The sequence below is a fragment of the Streptomyces sp. NPDC000348 genome, from assembly GCF_042898795.1.
Classification (GTDB): Bacteria; Actinomycetota; Actinomycetes; order Streptomycetales; family Streptomycetaceae; genus Streptomyces.
Window position 1 is genome coordinate 219,236 of the sequence record NZ_JBIAZD010000003.1, and the last position, 21,436, is coordinate 240,671.

Genomic DNA, 21,436 nt, shown 5'->3' on the forward strand with positions numbered 1-21,436 from the left:
GCGTAGTGCTTCCGCGGCGCCGAAGGAGATAAGGGTACGTTGAGCAATTCTGCCGACTTTCCCGGGAAGGAATCCAGTCCTGCCCGCGGACGCCGTCCGAGGCCCGTGCGGATCCTCACCGCGGGCGTCTTCGCGCTGGCGGGACTCATCTTCTTCACCAGCTTCGACACGGCCAAGGGCACCAACATCCGCACGGACGACTCGCTGTTGAAGCTCTCCGACCTGATCCACGAGCGCAGCCGCAAGAACGGCGAGCTGGAGGAGGCCAACGGAGCGTTGCGCGATGACGTGGAATCCCTCGCCGAGCGTGACGACGGCAGCACCAAGGCGGAGGACGACAAGCTCGCCGATCTGGAGGAACGCGCCGGCACACAGAAGCTCGAGGGCGAGGCGATCACGGTCACCCTCGACGACGCGCCGCCGGACGCCACCGCCAAGCTCCCCGGCTATCCCGAGCCGCAGCCTGACTACCTGGTCATCCACCAGCAGGACCTGCAGGCCGTGGTGAACGCGATGTGGCAGGGCGGCGCCGAGGGCATCAAGGTCATGGACCAGCGGCTGATCTCCACCAGCGCGGTGCGCTGTGTGGGCAACACCCTGATCCTGCAGGGCCGCGTCTACTCGCCGCCGTACAAGATCACGGCGGTCGGTGACCCCGAGAAGCTGAAGAAGGCGCTCAGCGCTTCGCCGGCGATCCAGAACTACATGGTGTACGTCAACGTCTACGGGCTGGGCTGGCAGGTCGAGGACAACGGGACCGTGACCCTGCCCGGCTACTCGGGCACGGTGGACCTGCACCACGCGAAGCCCGTGGAGTAGCGGCCCGTCCCGGTTTCACGTGGAACATGCCCGGACATCGAGGTGATCGGCCCCGAGCCACGTACTCGTGGGTGCACGAGGCCGGGTCCGTCCTGTTCCCGCACAGCCCGCGGAGGCCGGGAAAACGGGGGCGTCGCGCCGTTAGTCTGTTGGCGTACGGCGTGGGTCTGGTGCCGTGGTACGACGGAAGGGACGGCATGTACAGCTGGATCTGGCGGCATCTGCCGGGCAACGGATGGGTGCGGGCGCTCCTCTCACTGGTGCTGATCACCGCCGTGGTCTACGTCCTCTTCCAGTACGTCTTTCCCTGGGCCGAGCCGCTGCTGCCCTTCAACGATGTGACGGTGGACAACCAGTGAGCACGCGCATTCTCGTCGTCGACAACTACGACAGCTTCGTCTTCAACCTGGTCCAGTACCTGTACCAGCTGGGTGCCGAGTGCGAGGTCCTGCGCAACGACGAGGTGTCGACGGCGCATGTGCGTGGGAGCACCTCCCGCTCGGGCGGAGCCGAGAGTGGGGGAGGCTTCGACGGGGTGCTGCTGTCCCCGGGGCCCGGTACTCCCGAGGAGGCCGGCGTCTGTGTGGACATGGTGCGGCACTGCGCGTCCACCGGGGTGCCGGTCTTCGGTGTCTGCCTCGGCATGCAGTCGATGCAGGTGGCGTACGGCGGGGTCGTGGGCCGTGCGCCCGAGTTGCTGCACGGCAAGACGTCGCCGGTGGAGCACGGGGGCAAGGGCGTCTTCGCGGGCCTGCCCTCCCCGTTCACGGCGACCCGCTACCACTCGCTGGCCGCCGAACCGGCCACGGTGCCGGCGGAGCTGGAGGTCACGGCCAGGACGCCGGACGGCATAGTGATGGGGCTGAGGCACCGTGAACTCCCGGTCGAAGGCGTGCAGTTCCATCCCGAGTCGGTGCTGACCGAGCACGGCCACCGGATGCTGGCCAACTGGCTGGTGGAGTGCGGCGACGAGAGCGCGGTGGCGAGGTCGGCGGGGCTCGCCCCGGTGGTGGGCAGGTCCTCGGCGTGACCGCGCTGCGCCCCGAGCGCGAGTCCGGCGCCGGCGCCTACGGGGGCGCCGGCGAACAGGGCACCCCGTACGGCGGGCAGCCGTACGGGGCGCCGGGTGCGTACGGGGACGGCCGGCACGACGACACGACGTCCGGCTCCGGTGGCGGTGCCTTCGGGAGCACCGCGTATCTGCCGCCGGTCGACGAGGAGACGGTGGCGCTGCGGATCCCCGAGCCGCCGGAGCGAACGGCGCGTGAGGAGCCCGCGTCGGCTCCTTTAGGAGCGTCGGGCGGGCGGGCGGCCCGCAGGAAGGCCGCCAGGAAGCGTCACGGGCGCCGTGGAGGCTCTCACAAGGCCGCGGAGGGCCCCGGTGCGGACACAGTCCGGGACGGGACTCCAGGGGCGTCTGAAGGGGCGTCACGGGCGCCGCTGTCGAGGGTGGAGGCGCGTCGGCAGGCGCGGGCGCGCAAGGCGAGTCCGGCGGTCGTCGCGAGCCGGGCGATCGGCGAGGTGTTCATCACCTGCGGTGTGCTCATGCTGCTGTTCGTCACCTACCAGCTGTGGTGGACGAACGTGCGGGCGCAGGCTCAGGCCGGCAAGGAGGCCAGCGACCTCCAGGACGACTGGGCGAGCGGCGAGCGCAAGCCGGGGGCGTTCGAGCCGGGGCAGGGCTTCGCGCTGCTGCACATCCCCAAGCTGAACGTGGTGGTGCCGATCGCGGAGGGCATCAGCAGCAAGAGGGTGCTCGACCGCGGCATGGTGGGGCACTACGCGGAGGGCGCGCTGAAGACGGCGATGCCGGACGCGAAGACCGGGAACTTCGGGCTCGCGGGCCATCGCAACACGCACGGGGAACCGTTCCGGTACATCAACCGGCTGGAGCCGGGCGACCCGATCGTGGTGGAGACGCAGGACGAGTACTTCGTCTACAAGACGGCGTCGATGCTGCCGGTGACACCGCCGAGCAATGTGAGCGTCCTCGAACCGGTGCCGAAGGGCTCGGGCTTCACCGGGCCCGGCCGCTACATCACGCTGACCACGTGCACGCCGGAGTTCACCAGCAAGTACCGCTTGATCGTCTGGGGCAAGATGGTCGAGGAACGGCCGCGCAGCAAGGGCAAGCCGGATGCGCTCGTCAGTTAAGGGCAGAGGGAACGTGGCATCCACCACCGACGACACCGCAGAACACGCCGACGCGCCCGCGTCCTCGTCCCCTCCGGGGCGCCGCCGTCCGGGGCCGGTGGCGATGGTCGTCAGCTTCTTCGGGGAACTCCTCATCACCGCGGGCCTGGTGCTCGCCCTGTTCGTCGTCTACTCGCTGTGGTGGACGAACGTCGTCGCCGACCGCGCGGCGGGCCGGCAGGCGGACAAGGTCCGCGACTCCTGGTCCCGGGGGGCCGACGGCGGCGACGGCCCCGTCTCCTACGACAGCGGGAACGGCATCGGCTTCCTGCACGTGCCCGCGATGAGCGGTGACGAGATCCTCGTCGAGAAGGGCACGTCGATGAAGGTCCTCAACGACGGCGTCGCCGGCTACTACACCGACCCCGTGAAGGCGACCCTGCCGACCTCCGGCAAGAAGGGCAACTTCTCCCTCGCCGCCCACCGGGACGGGCACGGCGCGAAGTTCCACGGCATCCACAAGATCGAGAAGGGCGACCCGATCGTCTTCGAGACGAAGGACACGTGGTACGTCTACGAGGTCTACGGCATCCTCCCCGAGACCTCGAAGTACAACGTCGACGTCCTCGGGAAGATCCCGAAGGAGTCCGGCAGGAAGAAGGCCGGCCACTACATCACGCTGACCACCTGCACCCCGGTGTACACCAGCACGTACCGGTACATCGTGTGGGGCGAACTGGTCCGCACGGAGAAGGTGGACGAGGAGCGGACACCGCCGGAGGAACTGCGCTGAGTCCCCCTGCCGAGGGGGGCGATTGCCTACCATGGCGAAGGCCCGAAGCCGCAACTTGCTCTTGCGGCTTCGGGCCTTCTGCTCATGGGCCTAGCGCAGCGCCTTCAGCCGTGACCCGGCGCTCCACGCCTCCAGTTCCTCACGGTTCACGGTGAGGACCCCGCTCAGGTCGGCGATCGCCTGTGCCTCGTGGCTGAAGGAGGACGTGGTGACGAACAGGGCGACGTCGACGCGTTCGACGGCTCGTGCGGCTCCGGCGAACCTCTGCATGTCCGAGCTCGGCACGTGGCGGTGGCCCGCCCGGTTCTTGCACTGGACGGCGACGGTGCGGCCGTCGGCCGTGCGCGCGGTGATGTCGATCCCCCGGTCGACGTGGGCCTGTCGTACGACGACGTCGCTGCAGCCGTCCCGGCGCAACAGATCGGCGACGTGACGTTCGAACGCCTGCCAGGTCATGGCCGCGATGGAATCCCTGACCCGGTCTGCCGGGCGCCCTTCCTCCAGACCGCTGATCCGGCGGTGGTGCCGGCACAGCCTGCGCTCGACGTCCTCGATGTCCTCGCGGAGCGCGACGAGTTCGCGGCGGTGTTCACCGGATGCGGCGATCAGGGCGTTGAACATCGGCACGACGGTCTTGCCGAGGATGTGGGTGATGCGCCGGTCGATGCGCTCGTCGAGTGAGTCGAGTGCTGTGGAGGACGAGTTTTCCACAGGCTGTGTACGCGCCAGGTACTCCATGTCGAGCAGATAGGTGCGTACCTGACGGGCGACATGGCTGTCGCGGAGGAGCATGGCGACGTTGAGGACGGCTCGCCGGGAGTAGAGGGTGAGGCTCGACCGGGGCTGTGGATAACCGCCGGGAAAGAGTGACAGGATGTCACGCTTAAATTGTGCGAGCTCAGGGCCTTGGAGTGTCCTCATTCCACTGCAGGACAGTTCCTCGCGATGTCGCGCCTTGAGTTGACGGATCGCCTCGGTGGTGACGCCGAAGTACGCCGCCACCATCGCCGTCGTCACATGCATCCCGTCCGGCAGCAGTGACAAGGCCTTGACCTTGTCGAGTACGTCCGTGCGGTCCAGCACGCTGCTGCGTAGCGTCTGTGATTCCAGCAGTACGGATTCCGTGATCACCTTCTGCCCCTTCGATCTTGGTGCCCGGGGCAGAACCCGGATGCCCCACCCCACCCGGTCAACGAGTGGTGAAAGGCGAAGACACGAACGGAGCAAGGACGCATGTGCGGGGCGGGTGACGACGGGAGCCCCGGCACCCTCCGGAGAGGGTGCCGGGGCTCCCGTCGTGCGGGGTGCCGCGCGTCAGTCGTCGTCGCGGCCGCCGGTGAGGCCGCCGAAGATGCCGCCGTTGTCGCCCCCGTTGTCGCCGCCGCCCTGGGCCACGGTGACCAGGCTGACCGCCGTGCCCTTGTCGACCGGGTTGCCCTGGCCGGGGCTGGACGCGACGACCCTGCTGTTGTCGTCCTGGGAGCCGGCGATGTTGCCGACCACGAGTCCGGCCTGCTCGATCATCTTCCGCGCGTCCTTGAGGGTCGCGTTGTTGACGTTCGGGACCGCGACCTGCTGGTTCTCCTTGGCCTTGCCGATCTGGATGGTCACCTGCGAGTTCTTGGCGAGCTGGGTGCCCTGCTGGGGGTCGGTTCCGATGACCTTCCCGACCAGGTTCTGGTTGTCCGTCTCCACCTCGACGCAGTTGCCGACGAGCCCGTTGGCGGTCATCTGTGCCACGGCCTCGTCACAGGTCCTGTTGGTGACGTCGGGCACGGTGGACTTGTCCGCCTCCTTGGCGACGGTGAGGGTGATGGTGCTGCCCTTCTCCTGCTCCGTGTCGCCCTCGGGGTCCTGTCCGATGACCACGCCGGGGGTCTGGTCGGACACCTCCGTCTCCTGCTCGACCGTGAAGCCCTTCTCCTCGAGCTGGGACTTGGCCTTCTCGTAGGTGAGACCCTGCACGTCGGGCACGGTCACCTTCGGCGCCCCGGTGGAGACCGTCAGGTTGACGGTGGAGTCCTTGTCGACCTTGGTGCCCGCCGCGGGGTCCTGGGAGCAGATCTTGCCCTTGCTCTGGTCCTCGCAGGGCTCCTCTTTGAAGGTGAGCTTCAAGTCGCCGTTGACGGCCAGTTGTTCGGCGTCCGCTTTGGTCTCACCGACGAAGTTCGGGGTCGCGACCATGTCGTTGTCCACGCCGCCGCTGCCGCTGATGGCCCAGCGGCCGATCAGGATCGCGCCGATGAGGACCAGGACACCCGCCACGACCAGCAATATCGTCGAGGTGTTGTTCTTCTTCGGCTGGCGGCGCCGGCTCTGGCGGTCGTCGTAGCCGAAGCCGCCGTCGTCCGGGTTCATGGGCGGCAGCATCGAGGTGGCCGCCCCGGGGCCGGCGTCCGAGCGCAGTGCCGTCGTCGGCTGGTCGTCGGGGTAGCCGCCGTAGCCGACCGCGCCCAGTGCGGCGGTCGCGGCGACGGGCTGGCCGTCGAGGCAGGCCTCGATGTCGGCGCGCATCTCGTCGGCCGACTGGTACCGGTAGTCGGGGTCCTTGACCAGCGCCTTCAGCACGATCGCGTCCATCTCGGGCGTGATCTCGGGGTCGAAGACGCTCGGCGGCTGCGGTTCCTCCCGTACGTGCTGGTAGGCGACCGCGACCGGGGAGTCGCCCACGAAGGGCGGCCGGACGGTCAGCAGCTCGTACAGCAGGCAGCCGGTGGAGTACAGGTCGGAGCGCGCGTCGACCTGCTCGCCCTTGGCCTGCTCCGGCGAGAGGTACTGCGCGGTACCGATGACGGCCGAGGTCTGGGTCATCGTCATGCCGGAGTCGCCCATCGCGCGGGCGATGCCGAAGTCCATGACCTTGACCTGGCCGTTGCGCGTCAGCATGACGTTGGCCGGCTTGATGTCGCGGTGGACGATGCCGGCCCGGTGGGAGTACTCCAGGGCCTGGAGGATGCCGATGGTCATCTCCAGCGTCCGCTCCGGCAGCAGCTTGCGGCCGCTGTGCAGGAGTTCGCGGAGGGTGGAGCCGTCGACGTACTCCATGACGATGTACGGGATGGAGACCCCGTCGATGTAGTCCTCGCCCGTGTCGTAGACCGCGACGATCGCGGGATGGTTGAGCGAGGCGGCCGACTGGGCCTCCCGGCGGAACCGGGCCTGGAAGGACGGGTCGCGCGCGAGATCCGCGCGCAGCGTCTTCACCGCCACCTGGCGCCCGAGCCTGGTGTCATGCGCGTGGTAAACCTCCGCCATGCCACCACGGCCGAGCACCGGGCCCAGCTCGTACCGGCCGCCGAGGCGACGCGGCTCTTCCATAGCTACTACCAGCCCTCTCCGTCGGTCCCGGGCGGCACACGCGTGCCGCCGGAGGCTGCCGTCCGGGCCTACCGTACCCGGCTCTTTTTGTGTGACTTGGCCAAGTGCGTCAGCCGATACGGGACCGGTACCGCAACGTGCACCGATGTGAAGCAGACGTGACCGGGGTCACTGCTTGCCCTTGACGACCGCCTCCATCACGCTCTTGGCGATCGGTGCGGCGAGGCCACCGCCGGAGATGTCGTCGCGCACGGCGTTCTCGTCCTCGATCACGACCGCGACGGCGACCGGCGAGCTGCCGTCGCTGTTCTTGGCGTAGGAGATGAACCATGCGTAGGGGTTCTTGCTGTTGTTCTCACCGTGCTGGGCGGTGCCGGTCTTGCCGCCGACGGTGACGCCGGGGATCTGCGCGTTGGCTCCCGTGCCGTCGTTGACGACCGTCTCCATCATCGACTGGAGGGTCTGGGCGGTCTTCGCCGACATCGGCCGGCTCATCTCCTCCGGGTCCGTCTTCTCGATGGTGTCGAGGCTGGGGGCCTGGAGTTCGTCGACCATGTACGGCTTCATCAGGGTGCCGTTGTTGGCGACGGCCGCGGAGACCATGGCCATCTGCAGCGGGGTGGCGGCGGTGTTGAACTGGCCGATGGAGGAGAGCGCGACCTCGGAGGGGGCCATGTCCTCGGAGAACACCGAGGCGCTGGCGCGGACCGGGGTGAACTGCTCCTCGGTGAAGCCGAACTTCTTGGCCATCTCGAGCATCTTCTCGTTGCCGAGGTCGGAGCCGACCTTGCCGAAGACGGTGTTGCAGGACACCCGCAGCGCCTCCCGGAGGGAGACATCCTTGCACTGGATGCTGCCCTCGTTCTTCAGCTCGGTGGTGGTGCCGGGCATGGTCCACGGCTGCGGGGAGTCGGTCTTCTGGTCCGCGTCCTCGTAGAGCCCGTTCTCGAGCGCGGCGGCCGCGGTGAGGACCTTGAAGGTGGAGCCGGGCGGGTAGACCTCGCGCAGTGCCCGGTTGAGCATCGGGTCGTCGGGGTTGTTCTTCTTCTGGAGCTTCTTCCACGCCTCGGCGTCGGTGTCGAGGCTGTCACCGGCGATCGTGGACGGGTCGTACGACGGGAAGGAGGCCAGCGCGAGGATCTTGCCGGTGGACGGTTCGATCGCGACGACGGAGCCCTTGCCGCCCTGCTTCTTCAGGCCCTGGTAGGCGGCCTTCTGCGCGGCGCCGTCGAGGGTGGTGACGACGTTGCCGCCTTCCTTGTTCTTGCCCGTGAGCATGTCGAGCGTGTTGCGGAAGAAGAGGCGGTCGTCGTTGCCGGTGAGGATGCCGTCCTCGATGGACTCCAGCTGGTTGGCGCCGAAGGCCTGGGAGACGAAGCCGGTGACCGGCGCCCACATGGCGCCGTCCTTGTAGGTGCGCTTGTACTTGAAGTCGCCCTTGGTGGTGGTGTGTCCGGTGATCGGCTCGCCGTCGACGATGATGTCGCCGCGCGGGGACGCGTAGCGTTCGATGGCGACCCGGCGGTTGTGCTCGTCGGTTCTCAGCTCGTCGGCCTGGACGTACTGCAGCCAGTTGTCCCGGACGAGCAGGGTGAGGATGAGCAGGCCACAGAAGATCGCGATCCGGCGCAGGGGCTTGTTCACGGGCGGACCACCTGGGTCATCTCGGCGTCGGGGTTGGTGGCGGGCGCGGGAGCCGGGCGGCGTGCCGTGTCGCTGATCCTGAGCAGGATGCCGATCAGCGCCCAGTTGGCGATGACGGAGGAACCGCCGTACGCCAGGAACGGCATCGTCATACCGGTCAGCGGGATCAGGCCCATGACGCCGCCGGCGACGACGAAGACCTGGAGCGCGAAGGCGCCGGACAGGCCGATGGCGAGCAGCTTGCCGAACGGGTCGCGGGCGGCGAGGGCGGTGCGCACGCCGCGCTCCACGATCAGTGCGTACAGCAGCAGCAGCGCCATCAGGCCGGCCAGGCCCAGCTCCTCGCCGAAGGTGGCGAGGATGAAGTCGGAGTTGGCGGCGAACCGGATGAGCTCGGAGTGGCCCTGGCCCCAGCCGGTGCCGAGGGTGCCGCCGGAGCCGAAGGCCCACAGGGCCTGCATGGCCTGCTCGGAGTGGCCGGCGACGCCCGCGCGGGAGAGCGTGTACTCCTTCATCGGGTCGAGCCAGGCGTCGACGCGCTGCTGGATGTGCGGTTCGAAGCTGGCGACGCCGACGGCGCCGACGGCGGACATCAGCAGACCGAAGACGATCCAGCTGGTCCGCTCGGTGGCGACGTACAGCATGATCACGAACATGCCGAAGAACAGCAGCGAGGTGCCGAGGTCGGTCTCGAAGACCAGGATGAGGATCGAGACCATCCAGACGACCAGGATGGGGCCGAGGTCGCGGCCGCGCGGCAGGTAGAGGCCCATGAAGCGGCGGCTGGCCAGGGCGAGCGCGTCGCGCTTCACCATCAGGTAGCCGGCGAAGAAGATCGCCAGGACGATCTTGGCGAACTCACCGGGCTGGATGGAGAAGCTGCCGACCTGGATCCAGATCTTGGCGCCGTAGATGTTCTTGCCCAGGCCCGGTACCAGGGGCAGGAGGAGCAGGAACAGCGCGCCGAGCATGGAGATGTACGTGTAGCGCTGCAGGACGCGGTGGTCCTTGAGGAAGACCAGCACGCCGATGAACAGGGCGATGCCCATCGCGGTGTACATCAGCTGCCGGGGTGCGGCGGTGCCGGCCTGCTGGATGTCCTGCAGCAGTTCGGACTGGTCCAGCCGCCAGATGGCGACGAGTCCGAGCCCGTTGAGCAGGGTGGCCAGCGGCAGCATCAGCGGGTCCGCGTACGGCGCGAACTTCCGTACGGCGAGGTGGCCGACGCCCGCCAGCAGGCCGAGGCCCAGGCCGTAGCTCAGCAGCCCGGCGGGCACCTCGTCGTTGAGGGCCAGTCCCACGTTGGCGTAGGCGAAGACCGGGATGACGACGGCGAACACCAGGAGCGCGAGCTCGGTGTTGCGCCGGCTGGGGGCGCCGATCGCGCCGATCGTGGACGTGTGCTGCGTCGACGGGTTGGTAGTACTGCTCATCGTGTGACAGGGCCTCTCACGGCTTGCCTACTGCTTACCGCACAGCGAGACGACCTTCTGCTCCTCCTCCGAGAGGCTGGGGCCGGGGCTGGGAGTGGGTGCGGCGGTCGTGGACGGGGGCGTGGACTGCTCCGGGGCCTTCGCCGAGTCCGAGGGGTTCGGCGAAGGCGAGGCCTTGGACGTGAAGGAGGCGGGTGTGGTTCCCGTGGTGCCTCCGGCCTCGCCCTCGCCGGTCTTCGCGTTCTTCTCGCTCTCGGCGGAGCGCCGCTCGGCCTGCTTCTTGCACGCGGAGGCCTGTACCGACAGTTCCTCGATCTTCGCGCGGGCGCCGTAGAGGTCGCCTTCGGCGATGGTCGCCTCGACCAGCTTGCGCTGGTAGGGCGGCAGGTACTTGAGTTCGATCTCGGGGTGGTCCTTCTCGACCTCGGAGAGGGAGACCCAGGCCAGGTCCTGGCTGATGCCCTGGTACAGGGCGACGTGTTCGCCGTTGGTGCCGACGTAGTACTGCGTCTGGGTCCAGCGCCAGCCGCCGTACAGGCCGCCGCCGAGGACGGCGAGTGCGAGCAGGCTGTAGACGGACCGCTTGAGCCAGCGGCGGTTCTTGCCGGGCTTGACGAAGTCGTCGTCGCCGTAGGCGAATCCGTCGGTGGGGATGAAGCCGGTGATGTCGCCGCTGCCGGGCGGGCCGAACTCGCCCCCGCCGCCCTGCTGGCGCCTGCGGCCGAGACCGGAGGCACGGCCGGCGGGGGTCTGCATGATGCCGTTGTCGGAGAGCTGGTTCTGGTTCTCGGCCACGGCGCCGACCACGACCGGGGTGTCGGACAGCTGGCCGGCGAGGGTGTCGCCGGTGTCGAGGTCCAGGACGTCGGCGACGATCACGGTGATGTTGTCGGGGCCGCCGCCGCGCAGGGCCAGCTCGATCAGGTTCTGGACGGTCTCCTCGGGGCCCTGGTAGCTGGCCAGAGCGTCCTCGAGGGTCTGGTGGGAGACCACGCCGGACAGGCCGTCGGAGCAGATCAGGTACCGGTCGCCGGCCCGGACCTCGCGGATGGACAGGTCGGGTTCGACGTGCTCGCCGCTGCCGAGGGCCCGCATCAGCAGGGAGCGCTGCGGGTGGGTGGTGGCCTCCTCCTCGGTGATCCGGCCCTCGTCGACCAGGCGCTGCACCCAGGTGTGGTCCTGGGTGATCTGGGTGAGGACGCCGTCGCGCAGGAGGTAGGCGCGGGAGTCGCCGACGTGCACCATGCCGAGGCGCTGACCGGTCCACAGCAGGGCGGTCAGGGTGGTGCCCATGCCCTCGAGCTGGGGGTCCTCCTCGACCATCATGCGCAGCTGGTCGTTGGCGCGCTGGACGGCGGTGCCGAGCGAGGTGAGCAGGTCGGAGCCGGGGACGTCGTCGTCGAGGGCGACGATGGTGGAGATCGCCTCGGAGGAGGCGACCTCGCCGGCGGCGGCGCCGCCCATGCCGTCGGCGATGGCGAGCAGGCGCGGACCGGCGTAACCGGAGTCCTCGTTGCCCTCCCGGATCATGCCCTTGTGCGATCCGGCGGCGAAGCGCAGGGACAGACTCATGCGCACCTCGCCCGTCGGCTCCGGGTACAACCGGTCGTGTCGAGCCACACTGCCCACCCTCCGGTCGGGAGCGCGCCGGGACCCTGGGTGGGCACCCCCGCTGCGTGCTCGCTCCGCTCGCGCTCATTCATTGGTGTAGCACTACTTCCGCAGCTCGATGACGGTCTTGCCGATGCGGATCGGTGCGCCCAGCGAAATCGGTGTGGGGGTCGTCAGCCGGGTCCGGTCCAGGTAGGTGCCGTTGGTGGAGCCCAGGTCCTCGACGATCCACTGGCCGTCGCGGTCCGGGTAGATCCTGGCATGGCGGCTGGAGGCATAGTCGTCGTCCAGCACGATCGTGCTGTCGTGCGCCCGGCCCAGGGTGATGGTCTGACCCTGGAGGGCGACGGTGGTGCCGGTGAGGGTGCCCTCGGTCACGACCAGCTTGGTGGGGGTGTTGCGGCCGCGGCGGCCGCCGCCGGACTGCTGGCGCTGCTGTGGAGGTGCCTGGCGGGCGGCCTGCTGCGGCCGGCCGGCGTCCCGCCGTGATCCGCGCTGGGTGACGCGAGTGCCGAACAGGTCACTCCGGATGACCTGCACGGCCACGATCACGAACAGCCACAGTACGGCCAGGAACCCGAGCCGCATGACCGTGAGGGTCAGCTCTGACATTGCCCCCGCTTCACCCTTCGGCTTGCCTATAGATAACGGTGGTGCTGCCCACGACGATCCGCGAGCCGTCGCGGAGCGTAGCGCGGGTGGTGTGCTGCCCGTCCACCACGATGCCGTTGGTGGATCCGAGATCCTGGATCGTCGAGGGCGTTCCGGTCCGGATCTCGCAGTGCCGGCGGGAGACGCCGGGGTCGTCGATCCGCACGTCGGCTTCGGTGCTGCGGCCCATCACGAGGGTGGCGCGGGAGATCTGGTGGCGGGTGCCGTTGATCTCGATCCAGTAGCGGGTGCGTCCGCCGGCCGCGGCGGGGGGCCGCTGGCCGCCCGCGGGCTGCGGGTAGCCGTAACCGCCGCCGGGCGGCGGCGCGGCCGGCATGGGCGGGGCGCCCGTGGGGCCGGCCGGCGGGTAGCCGTAGCCGCCGGGGCGGCCGGTCGGCGGTGCGCCGCCGGGAGCGCCGGGGGTCTGGCCGACGGAGGAGGCGAGCGTGCGGCTGCGGACCCGGTACAGGCCGGTGTCGAGGTCGTCCGCCTTCTCCAGGTGGACCTTGATGGGGCCCATGAAGGTGTAGCGCTGCTGCTTGGCGTAGTCGCGCACCATGCCGGCGAGCTCGTCGCCGAGCTGGCCGGAGTACGGGCTGAGCCGCTCGAAGTCCGGGGTGCTCAGTTCGACGATGAAGTCGTTGGGTACGACGGTCCGGTCGCGGTTCCAGATGGTGGCGTTGTTGTCGCACTCCCGCTGGAGCGCTCCCGCGATCTCCACGGGCTGGACCTCGGACTTGAACACCTTGGCGAAGGTGCCGTTGACCAAACCCTCGAGACGCTGCTCGAACTTCTTCAGGACTCCCATGAGGCACCTCCTCCGTCGCTGCCGTCCTGTGCACTGCCCGGCGCACCGTTTCGCGCACCGCCTACCTGGTACTGCTTACTGATCGTATCCACGCGCCGGTCGATCGGCTGGTTCCCCCTGTCGGCCCGGTCGACGGATGTCGACGCCTGACGAAGTTCCCTCCGGAGCCCCTCTTCGAACTCCTTCGGCCGTGCTCGTGCGCGTGGTTCTGCCATGGATCGTAGAGGGGGCCGCAGACCAGTGTCCCGCACCCGGCTGTGGACTCCGTCCGGCTCCCGTACAGACGGGGACCACCGGTACGAGGTTGATACGTGAGGCGGTCACCGCCGCGACATCAGGGGCCGCGGGGCGGCCGGCCGGGGCGGTCCGGGCTCGTCGGGGCCGGTGGGAGCGGTCGCGGGGAAAGGGATGTGAATCCATCCCGACCAGCGTGCTAATGTTCTCGATGTCGGAAGGCGCAGGGCCCCAAGGGGCAAGGCCCGGAAGACACACCCAATGCGCGGGTGGCGGAATAGGCAGACGCGCTGGATTCAGGTTCCAGTGCCCGCAAGGGCGTGGGGGTTCAACTCCCCCCTCGCGCACACCGTCGAACGGGCGGCATCCATCGGATGCCGCCCGTTTCGCGTGCTCGGAGCGGGTGCGGCGGCCCGGTGGCGTGTGAGGAACATCTCATGATCATTTTCGTCGTGGAGGGGCGTGCCGCTCCCCTCCGGGGCGCTTTCCGGGGCCTTTGCGAGGCATGGGGAGGGGCGGGCATCCGGAGCGGATCCCGTGGGCCCGCTCACGGATGCCCGCCGGTTCCCCTGCGGTTGCCGGTGGGGTCACTCGCGGATGCCCGCCGATTCCAGCGCGGGCCGGCGCAGGGCGAGGGCGGCGGGGACGACCGCGGAGACCGTGGCGAGCACGGCACAGGCGGCCGTGACGGCGGCGAGGACGGACCAGGGAAGGACGATCGTGACGGGGGCCGAGAGCAGGGCCAGCGCTCCCCACATTCCGGCCAGCTGGAGCGCGGCCACGGTCACGCCCAGGACCGCGCCGACCGCGACCACCGTCAGCGACTCCGCGCCCACCACGCGCAGCACCTGCCCCCGCGTGGCCCCGGCCAGCCGCAGTACCGCGAGCTCGCGCACCCGGCCGGAGGTCGCCATGACCATGGTGTTGGCCAGGGAGATGCCCGTGTAGAGCAGGGCGATGCCGAGGACCAGCAGGAGGCCGTGACGGGTGGTGCGTTCGCTCCCGGCGGCCGAGGCGGCCGCCCACCGGCCCCCGGTGCGGACCTGACCGCCGAAGGGCCGCACCGCCCGCTCCAGACCGGCGGCCACCACGCGTGCGTCGGCGCCGTCCGCGAGGGCGACGTCCACCCGGTCCACGCGCGCGCCCGGCGCGTTGGCCCGGGTGACGTAGACGCCGTTGTCGCCGGTGCCGGTGGTCATCACCGCGGCGATCCGCAGCGTCCGCTCCGTGCCGTCCCCGAGCCACACCCGCACGCGCTCTCCGACCGTGTGCCGCTCCCACTCCTCGTTGACGACGACCGAGCCGTCGTCGAGGTCGGTGACCTTCCCCGCGGCGAGCGGCAGCCGCGCGGTGGCGGCCGGCGCCCCGGGGTCGACGGCCCGGGCCTCGGACCTGATCAGCGCCACGCCCTCCTCCAGGACGTACACCGCGCTCGGCGCACTCGCCGACACCCGCGCGCCGGGCACCGCGCGCAGCCGGTCCAGGGTCCGCGCGTCGAAGGCCCCGTCACCCGCGGCCGTGACGACGAACGCCGCGGTGGTCCGCTTCCGCGCCTCGGCGGCCCCGGCCCGGTCCAGGGTGGCGATGGCGCCGAGCAACGAGCCCGCGAGGGCGACCGTGACCAGCACGGGCGCCGCCACCGCGGTCGTACGGCGCACCCCGGCGGCCGCGTTCTCGCGCACCAGCATGCCGACCGCTCCCGGGAACCGGGCCGACAGCCGGGTCAGCGGCCCCACCGCCGGCGGGGCGAGCAGCGCGGCGGCGGTGATCAGCAGCATGGGCCGGCCGACGTAGGTCTTGCGGTGCAGCAGGTCGCCCGGATCGCCGAGCAGCGTCACGGCGAGCGTCACCCCGGCGGTCAGCAGCAGGGCCGTGCCGCACAGCCACCGCCCCCGCGTCATGGCCCCGCTGTCGGCGGACGCCTCGCGCAGCGCTTGGAGGGGGCCCGTGCGCCCCGCCCGCCAGGAGGCCGCGACGGCACCGCTCAGGGCGACGAGGAGCCCCGTCCAGAACGCCGCGTGGTACGGCCACCGGGCGTCGCCGATGGTGAACCAGCCCGGCGCCAGCTCCACGTCGACCACCCACGCGGCCAGCGAGGGCGCCGCGTACCCGCCGAGCCCGCAGCCGGCGGCCGAGGCGAGCACCCCGACCAGCAGGGCCTCGCAGAGGACCGTGCGCCGTAGCTGACCCGGGGTGGCCCCGATGGTGCGCAGCAGCCCGAACTCCCGGCGCCGCCGGTCGACCGCGAAGGCGAAGGTGGACGCCACCACGAACACCGAGACGAAGGCGGAGACCCCGCCCGCCGTGCCGAACAGGGCGTTCATCGCGGTCAGCGCCTCGCTGTCGCGCTCGGGATCCGCGTCGGCGTACCGGCGGTCGTCCCCGGTGAGGACCCGGACGCCCGCGGCTTCGCGCACCGCCTCCCGTACGGCCGCCGGGTCGGCGTCCACGACCAGCTGGTCGACGGACGGGTGCAGCTCGGCGGCGCGCGCGTCGGTGTGGAAGACGGCGTGCTCGAAGCCGCGGCCGGCCACGGTGCCCACGACCCGCACGGTGCCGCGGTCCGTGCGCACCCGCGTGCCGGGCCGTGCCCAGCCGCCGCTGACGACGACCTCGTCGTCCGCGCGGGGCGCACGGCCCGCCTCGACGGCGTACGGGGCGAACGCGGCGGTGGACCAGGGGTGGCCGGTCAGCTCGCCGGGGGCGCCCTCCGCCCGGACGGGGTAGGAGCGGTCCTCGACGACCGTGCCGAGCCGGCGCAGCTTCGCGACGGTCGTCGCCGGCACCGCGCGCGGGTGCGCCAGTCGCTCGGTCTCCTCACCGTTCGGCGTCGGTACGCGCAGCGTGTCCGCGCCCTTGACCACGGCCGGGGCGGCGGCGAACCGCTGCGGTGCCCGTGCGGGAGCGTCCAGGGAGGAGGCGAGGGCGAGTCCCATGACGGTGAGGAGGGCCACGCCCAGCGCGAGGGCGGTGAAGCTGCCGGCGAAGACGGTCCACCGGGCGCGCAGGGTGCGCAGGGCGAGGCTCAGCACGGCGCGGCCTCAAGACCGGTCATCCGCGCGGCGACGGCGTCCGCGTCCGCCCCGGCCAGCTCGCCGTGGACGCGGCCGCCGACCAGGAAGACCACGCGGTCGGCGCAGGAGGCGGCCACCGGGTCGTGGGTCACCATGACGACCGTCCGTCCCTCGTGGTCGGCCATGCCGCGCAGCAGCGTGAGCACCTCGCGTCCGGTGCGGGAGTCCAGTGCGCCGGTCGGTTCGTCGGCGAACAGCACCGCGGGGCGGGTGACCAGGGCGCGGGCCAGGGCGACGCGCTGCTGCTGCCCGCCGGACAGCTCGGCGGGCCGGTGCCGGGCGCGGTCGCCGAGGCCGACCTGGTGGAGCGCCTGACGGATCCGGGCCCGCGGCACGCGCCGGCCGGCCAGCCGCAGCCGGAGGGCGACGTTCTGCTCGGCGGTCAGCGCCGGCAGCAGGTTGAACGCCTGGAAGACGAAGCCGATGCGTTCGCGGCGCAGCAGGGTCAGCCGTCTCTCACCGAGCCCGGTCAGTTCGGTGCCGTCGACGGTGACCGAACCCGAGGTGGGCCGGTCGAGTCCGGCGGCGCACTGCAGCAGCGTCGACTTGCCGGAGCCGGACGGGCCCGTCACGGCGGTGAAACTCCCGTACGGGAAGGCGAGGGAGACCTCGTCCAGCGCGCTCACCGCGCCGTCGCCCGATCCGTACCGCCGGCTCACCCGGCGCAAGGCGATCGCGTCGCCGTTCCTCCGACCCATGTGCCCGCTCCTCTGTCCGGACCCGGCCATTCCGGGCTCGTCGTCCGAGGGACACGAAACCGTCCGGGAGCCGGTCGGCGCAGTGCGGCAGGGGTGAGAAAAGGGGTGGGGCCAGGCATACCCCGAAGACTCCGCCCAGGCCGATGGCCCGGTACGGCGCCGGCTTCTACGGTGATCCGCATGCAGCCCCGGAATCCCTGGCAGGCCATGTCCCGTCCCGGCTACGCGTTGTGCGCGTGGCCGTGGCGCGCGGCCGGACATCTGCTCACCGGCGCGGTGACCGGCGCGGTCGTGCTCGTGGGCCTCGTGGTGTCGGTGGTGGCCGGCGTGGTGCTCGCGCCGGTCCTGGTGGGACTTCCGCTGCTGCTCGGCACCGCCCTCGCGGGCATACCGGTGGCCCGGCTGGAGCGGTGGCGGCTGCGGCTGGCCGACCGCGATCCGGCACCCGACCCGCACCTGCCGCCCGCCGCCCCCGGCCTGCGGGCCTGGCTGACCGCCCGGCTGCGGGAGCGGGCCACCTGGCGGGAGCTCGGTCACGCCCTGCTGTTCGCGGGCCTGCTGTGGCCGGTCGACGCCCTCGCGCTCACGGTCGGCCTGCTCTTCCCGGCGGCCGTGACCGCCACCCCGTTGCTGATGGCCACGGCCGGGGACGGCAGGGAGGCGAAGGTCCTCAAACTGTGGACGGTCACCACCTGGCCGGCGGCGGCCGGTGCCGCCCTGCTCGGGATCGTCCTGCTCGCCCTGGGCGCCTACCTGCTGGGCGTCGCGGCGGGCGCCCGCGCGGGGCTGACCCGGCTGCTGATCGCCCCGCGCGAGACCGGCCTGGACGCCAGGGTGACCGAACTGACCCGGTCCCGGGTGCGGCTGGTGGAGGCGTTCGAGGCGGAACGGCGGCGCATCGAGCGCGATCTGCACGACGGGGCCCAGCAGCGTCTGGTCGCCCTGACGATGACGCTGGGCCTGGCCCGCCTGGACGCGCCGCCCGGGCCGCTCGCCGACCGGCTCGCCGGGGCCCACGACGAGGCGGGCCGGGCGCTTCGGGAACTGCGGGAGCTCATCCACGGCATCCATCCCCGGGTCCTCGCCGACTACGGTCTCGAGGCCGCGGTCGCCGACGCCGCCGACCGGTCCGCCGTACCCGTGGACGTGGAGCTGGATCTCACCGGCCGGCTGCCCGCGCCGGTCGAGGCCGCCGCGTACTTCGTGGTCTGCGAGGCGCTCGCCAACGTCGCCCGGCACAGCGGGGCGAGCCGCGCGCGGGTGGACGGCGGGCACCGCGACGGGCGGCTGCTGCTGGAGGTCCGCGACGACGGACGGGGCGGCGCACGGGCCGGGACGGGCAGTGGGCTGACCGGGCTCGCCGACCGGGTGTCGGTGCTCGATGGCAGACTCACCCTGTCCAGTCCGGTGGGTGGACCGACCCTGCTGCGTGTGGAGATCCCTTGCACCCCCTGCTCCCCCTGACGGACGGCCGGGCACTGCGCGTCGTGCTGGCCGAGGACAGCGTGCTGCTGCGGGAGGGCCTGGCCGGCCTGCTCCAGCGGTGCGGGCACGAGGTCGTCGCGGCGGTCGGCGACGCCGAGGCACTGGTCGCCGAGGTCGGCGGACACGAACCCGACATCGTGGTGACGGACGTCCGGATGCCCCCGGGCTTCCAGGACGAGGGGCTGCGCGCGGCCGTGCGCCTGCGCGCCGAGCGGCCCGCGCTGCCCGTGCTCGTGCTCAGCCAGTACGTGCAGCGCCGGTACGCCTCCGACCTGCTGGACTCCGGCGACGGCACCGGCATCGGCTATCTGCTCAAGGACCGGGTCGGCCAGATCGAGGAGTTCGTGACCGCGCTGAGCCAGGTCGCGGACGGCGGTACGGTGGTCGACCCCGAGGTCGTGCGGCAGCTGCTGCGCCACCGCCGTGACCCGCTGGAGCGGCTGTCCCCGCGGGAGCGGGAGGTGCTGGCGCTGATGGCGCAGGGCAGGTCCAACGGCGCGATCGCCCGCGAGCTGGTGGTGTCGGAGGCCGCCGTCGGCAAGCACATCGGCGGCATCTTCACGAAGCTGGACCTGCCGTTGACGGACGGGACGCACCGGCGGGTCCTCGCGGTGCTGGCCTACCTGCGGGCGTGACCGTGCGGACCGGCCGGACGGTCTCCCCGCCGCCCGGCCGTCACGTACGACCGGTACCAGGGGGCCGACCGCGCGAACGCACGGGCGAACCCCTCACCCGGTGAGCAGTCCAGGTCCTTCCAGAAGCCGTCGTCCGCGAACCAGTGGTCCACGGTGAGCATGTCCAGGTGATGCAGCGCGCGCGGGGACCCGGCGGCCCGGGCGCGGGCGGTGGCCTCGTCCACCGAGGCGCCGTCGCCGGGCCGTTCCACCTGCTCGCACACGGCCGCGAGCAGCTCCGAGGCGGGGACCGGGTCCGGGTGGGCGACGTAGTGGGTGCCGGGGCCGTGGCCGGGGGACAGCGCCGCGGCGACGACCGCCCGGCCCAGGGTGTCGACGTCGATCATCGACTGGAGCGCCTCGCAGCCGGACACGGTCGCGGAGAGCTCCCGCAGCAGTCCCACCAGTCCGGGGACCACCCAGCGGTCGCCCTCGCCGTGCACCAGGTGCGGGCGCAGCACCAGGCCGCCCGCGTCGAGGACGTGCCGTTCGGCCGCCGCGCGGGTGCGGCTGGTGGCGGAGACGGGCGCGATCGGGGCCTCGCCGGGCCGTACGCCCCGGAAGGGGCCCCGGCCGTGGACGGCGGCGGTGCCGACGTACACGATCCGGCGCACCCCGCTCCGGACGGCCTCCTCCACCAGGGCCTTCGTGCCGAGGTCGTTGACCGCGGCGGCGGACTCCGGGTCGCCGCCCACCCGGGAGGCGCAGTGGACGAGGACGTCGACGCCGGCGCAACAGCCGTGCAGGGTGCGCGGGTCGGCGAGGTCGCCGGGCACCGTCCCGGGGACCGGCCGCCCGGGCGGCGTACGACGGGACAGCGCGCGGACGCGGAGGCCGGGGCGTTCGAGGGCCGCCGCGGCGACCCGGCCGCCGATGAAGCCCGTCGCGCCGGTGATCAGGAGGTCGACGGTCACGGCAGGGACCGTACCGGGGCCGTGGGCGCGCAGGTGAGGGTGGCGGCGAAGACGGGCCGGCCGGCCTGGGCGCCCGCCACCCGCACCGTCACCTCGCCCTCGTCCTTGTACAGCACTTCGGTGTCGAGCCGGCAGGGGCTGTCCAGTTCGGCGTAACGGCTGAAGGAGACGGCCAGCTCGGACGGCAGGAAGGGCAGCCGGCCCGATGCCGCGGTCGCGGCCTGACGGGCCGCCTCGAACAGGACCATGCCGGGGACGTGGTCGTTGGGACGCGGGAAGAGGACCGGGTGCCCGGTGTGCGCGCGCAGCAGCCAGGAGCCGGGCCGGTCCGCGGGGGCGAGGACGACGTCCTCCGCGCGGTGGCGGCCCACCAGTCCGGGTGGGACCGGTTCCGGCAGCGGTATTCGGGCCCCCCGGGCGGCCAGCTGGCGTTCCCGCAGGCGGCGGTAGGCGGCCGGGGAGGTGCAGCCGGTGCTGCCGGTGCCGCGGGCGACGAGGCGTCCCGCGCGACGGAACTCCATCGTCGTGCGCATGCCGTTCAGGCCGCGGCCCCGGCGGCGGACCTCGGAACAGACGACGTCGACGGTGACCGGCTCGTCCGCGTCCGCGAGCAGCAGGCGGTCCGGGTCGGTGGAGATGTCCAGGTCCCGCATGACGAAGTGGGTGTCGGCGGGGGCGCCGAACTCCGCGTGGGCGAGGGCCATCGAGGTCTGCCGCAACGTTTCACCAACGATCATCGGATCCTGGCGGCGGTCGTCGACGGGGCCGAAGAAGACGTGGTCGGCGGGCCAGCGGGCGGTGACACGGAAGCGGACGTCCGAGAGCCGGACCCATTCGACCGGGAAGACGTCCGCCGCGCGGGGGCGGTGGGCGAGTTCCGTCGTGACGCGGGTGCGGGCACCGGGGCCGCCGGCGGTGTCCGCGGGCGAGTCCCGCTGCCCGGTCTGATCCTCCATGGTGCGCTCCAGGAATCCGGCTGCGGCGTGAGGAACCCCCGGGATCGACGATCGGCCCCCGGTCGGTTCGCACTAAGATACGGACGAGTTGGTTTTTTTCCAAGGGTGATCCACTCGCCGGAGACGAGCCCACGCGCCCGCACCAGCACGACAGACCGTACGGCGGCTTCACAACGGCTTCACGGCGGCTT

The 21,436-nt window shown here is 71.6% G+C and carries 18 protein-coding genes and 1 tRNA gene; 8 read left to right on the forward strand and 11 right to left on the reverse strand.

Annotated elements, in window-relative coordinates:
- Nucleotides 1–39 precede the first annotated feature (39 nt).
- From ACFY3N_RS07875 to ACFY3N_RS07895, 5 genes are all read left to right on the forward strand, one after another.
- Nucleotides 40–819, forward strand: a complete 780-nt coding sequence (locus ACFY3N_RS07875; RefSeq protein ID WP_390815743.1) for a DUF881 domain-containing protein — start codon at nucleotides 40–42, stop codon at nucleotides 817–819.
- Between the two features lie 197 nt (nucleotides 820–1,016).
- Nucleotides 1,017–1,178 (forward strand): hypothetical protein, encoded by a 162-nt coding sequence (locus tag ACFY3N_RS07880; RefSeq protein ID WP_040906698.1) that lies wholly within the window; start codon nucleotides 1,017–1,019, stop codon nucleotides 1,176–1,178.
- The gene (locus tag ACFY3N_RS07885) at nucleotides 1,175–1,849 is read left to right on the forward strand and encodes an aminodeoxychorismate/anthranilate synthase component II (RefSeq protein WP_390815744.1); all 675 of its coding nucleotides are present in this window, start codon (nucleotides 1,175–1,177) and stop codon (nucleotides 1,847–1,849) included. The genes ACFY3N_RS07880 and ACFY3N_RS07885 overlap by 4 nt, the downstream gene beginning before the upstream one ends.
- Nucleotides 1,846–2,973 (forward strand): class E sortase, encoded by a 1,128-nt coding sequence (locus tag ACFY3N_RS07890; protein WP_390815745.1) that lies wholly within the window; start codon nucleotides 1,846–1,848, stop codon nucleotides 2,971–2,973. Before ACFY3N_RS07885 ends, ACFY3N_RS07890 begins: the two co-directional genes overlap by 4 nt.
- A gap of 13 nt (nucleotides 2,974–2,986) precedes the next feature.
- Complete coding sequence (locus ACFY3N_RS07895; protein ID WP_390815746.1) at nucleotides 2,987–3,745, forward strand: class E sortase; 759 nt, start codon at nucleotides 2,987–2,989, stop codon at nucleotides 3,743–3,745.
- 90 nt (nucleotides 3,746–3,835) lie between these two features.
- Here the strand turns inward: ACFY3N_RS07895 and ACFY3N_RS07900 are convergent, their stop codons facing one another.
- The 7 genes from ACFY3N_RS07900 to ACFY3N_RS07930 form a co-directional block, all read right to left on the reverse strand.
- A complete protein-coding gene (locus ACFY3N_RS07900) occupies nucleotides 3,836–4,876 on the reverse strand; it encodes a restriction endonuclease (protein WP_390815747.1) in 1,041 nt (346 codons plus the stop codon).
- Nucleotides 4,877–5,059: 183 nt separating this feature from the next.
- Nucleotides 5,060–7,063, reverse strand: coding sequence for a Stk1 family PASTA domain-containing Ser/Thr kinase (pknB, locus tag ACFY3N_RS07905; protein WP_390815748.1), 2,004 nt, complete (start codon nucleotides 7,061–7,063; stop codon nucleotides 5,060–5,062).
- Nucleotides 7,064–7,231: 168 nt separating this feature from the next.
- Nucleotides 7,232–8,707 (reverse strand): peptidoglycan D,D-transpeptidase FtsI family protein, encoded by a 1,476-nt coding sequence (locus ACFY3N_RS07910; RefSeq protein ID WP_390815749.1) that lies wholly within the window; start codon nucleotides 8,705–8,707, stop codon nucleotides 7,232–7,234.
- Nucleotides 8,704–10,140 (reverse strand): FtsW/RodA/SpoVE family cell cycle protein, encoded by a 1,437-nt coding sequence (locus ACFY3N_RS07915; protein ID WP_390815750.1) that lies wholly within the window; start codon nucleotides 10,138–10,140, stop codon nucleotides 8,704–8,706. Before ACFY3N_RS07915 ends, ACFY3N_RS07910 begins: the two co-directional genes overlap by 4 nt.
- Nucleotides 10,141–10,167: 27 nt before the next feature.
- Nucleotides 10,168–11,712, reverse strand: a complete 1,545-nt coding sequence (locus tag ACFY3N_RS07920; protein ID WP_390815751.1) for a Stp1/IreP family PP2C-type Ser/Thr phosphatase — start codon at nucleotides 11,710–11,712, stop codon at nucleotides 10,168–10,170.
- A gap of 141 nt (nucleotides 11,713–11,853) precedes the next feature.
- A complete protein-coding gene (locus ACFY3N_RS07925; RefSeq protein ID WP_390815752.1) occupies nucleotides 11,854–12,363 on the reverse strand; it encodes an FHA domain-containing protein in 510 nt (169 codons plus the stop codon).
- 10 nt (nucleotides 12,364–12,373) lie between these two features.
- Nucleotides 12,374–13,210, reverse strand: coding sequence for an FhaA domain-containing protein (locus ACFY3N_RS07930; protein WP_390815753.1), 837 nt, complete (start codon nucleotides 13,208–13,210; stop codon nucleotides 12,374–12,376).
- 497 nt (nucleotides 13,211–13,707) lie between these two features.
- Between ACFY3N_RS07930 and ACFY3N_RS07935 the strand changes: the two genes are divergently transcribed.
- Nucleotides 13,708–13,791: transfer RNA gene (locus tag ACFY3N_RS07935), tRNA-Leu, on the forward strand.
- A gap of 240 nt (nucleotides 13,792–14,031) precedes the next feature.
- Here ACFY3N_RS07935 and ACFY3N_RS07940 read toward each other — a convergent pair.
- Nucleotides 14,032–16,476, reverse strand: a complete 2,445-nt coding sequence (locus tag ACFY3N_RS07940) for an FtsX-like permease family protein (protein WP_390815754.1) — start codon at nucleotides 16,474–16,476, stop codon at nucleotides 14,032–14,034.
- A complete protein-coding gene (locus ACFY3N_RS07945; protein WP_390815755.1) occupies nucleotides 16,470–17,216 on the reverse strand; it encodes an ABC transporter ATP-binding protein in 747 nt (248 codons plus the stop codon). Before ACFY3N_RS07945 ends, ACFY3N_RS07940 begins: the two co-directional genes overlap by 7 nt.
- Before the next feature lie 180 nt (nucleotides 17,217–17,396).
- On the opposite strand from ACFY3N_RS07945, the gene ACFY3N_RS07950 reads away from it, so the two are divergent.
- Nucleotides 17,397–18,680 carry a sensor histidine kinase gene (locus tag ACFY3N_RS07950; RefSeq protein WP_390815756.1) on the forward strand — a complete coding sequence of 428 codons (1,284 nt, stop codon included), beginning with the start codon at nucleotides 17,397–17,399 and terminating at the stop codon, nucleotides 18,678–18,680.
- Between the two features lie 23 nt (nucleotides 18,681–18,703).
- The gene (locus ACFY3N_RS07955; protein WP_390816056.1) at nucleotides 18,704–19,336 is read left to right on the forward strand and encodes a response regulator; all 633 of its coding nucleotides are present in this window, start codon (nucleotides 18,704–18,706) and stop codon (nucleotides 19,334–19,336) included.
- Here ACFY3N_RS07955 and ACFY3N_RS07960 read toward each other — a convergent pair.
- Together ACFY3N_RS07960 and ACFY3N_RS07965 are read right to left on the reverse strand one after the other, a co-directional pair.
- The gene (locus ACFY3N_RS07960; protein ID WP_390815757.1) at nucleotides 19,321–20,289 is read right to left on the reverse strand and encodes an NAD-dependent epimerase/dehydratase family protein; all 969 of its coding nucleotides are present in this window, start codon (nucleotides 20,287–20,289) and stop codon (nucleotides 19,321–19,323) included. The genes ACFY3N_RS07955 and ACFY3N_RS07960 overlap by 16 nt on opposite strands.
- Nucleotides 20,286–21,245, reverse strand: a complete 960-nt coding sequence (locus ACFY3N_RS07965; protein ID WP_390815758.1) for a ScbA/BarX family gamma-butyrolactone biosynthesis protein — start codon at nucleotides 21,243–21,245, stop codon at nucleotides 20,286–20,288. The genes ACFY3N_RS07960 and ACFY3N_RS07965 overlap by 4 nt, the downstream gene beginning before the upstream one ends.
- Between the last annotated feature and the right edge of the window lie 191 nt (nucleotides 21,246–21,436).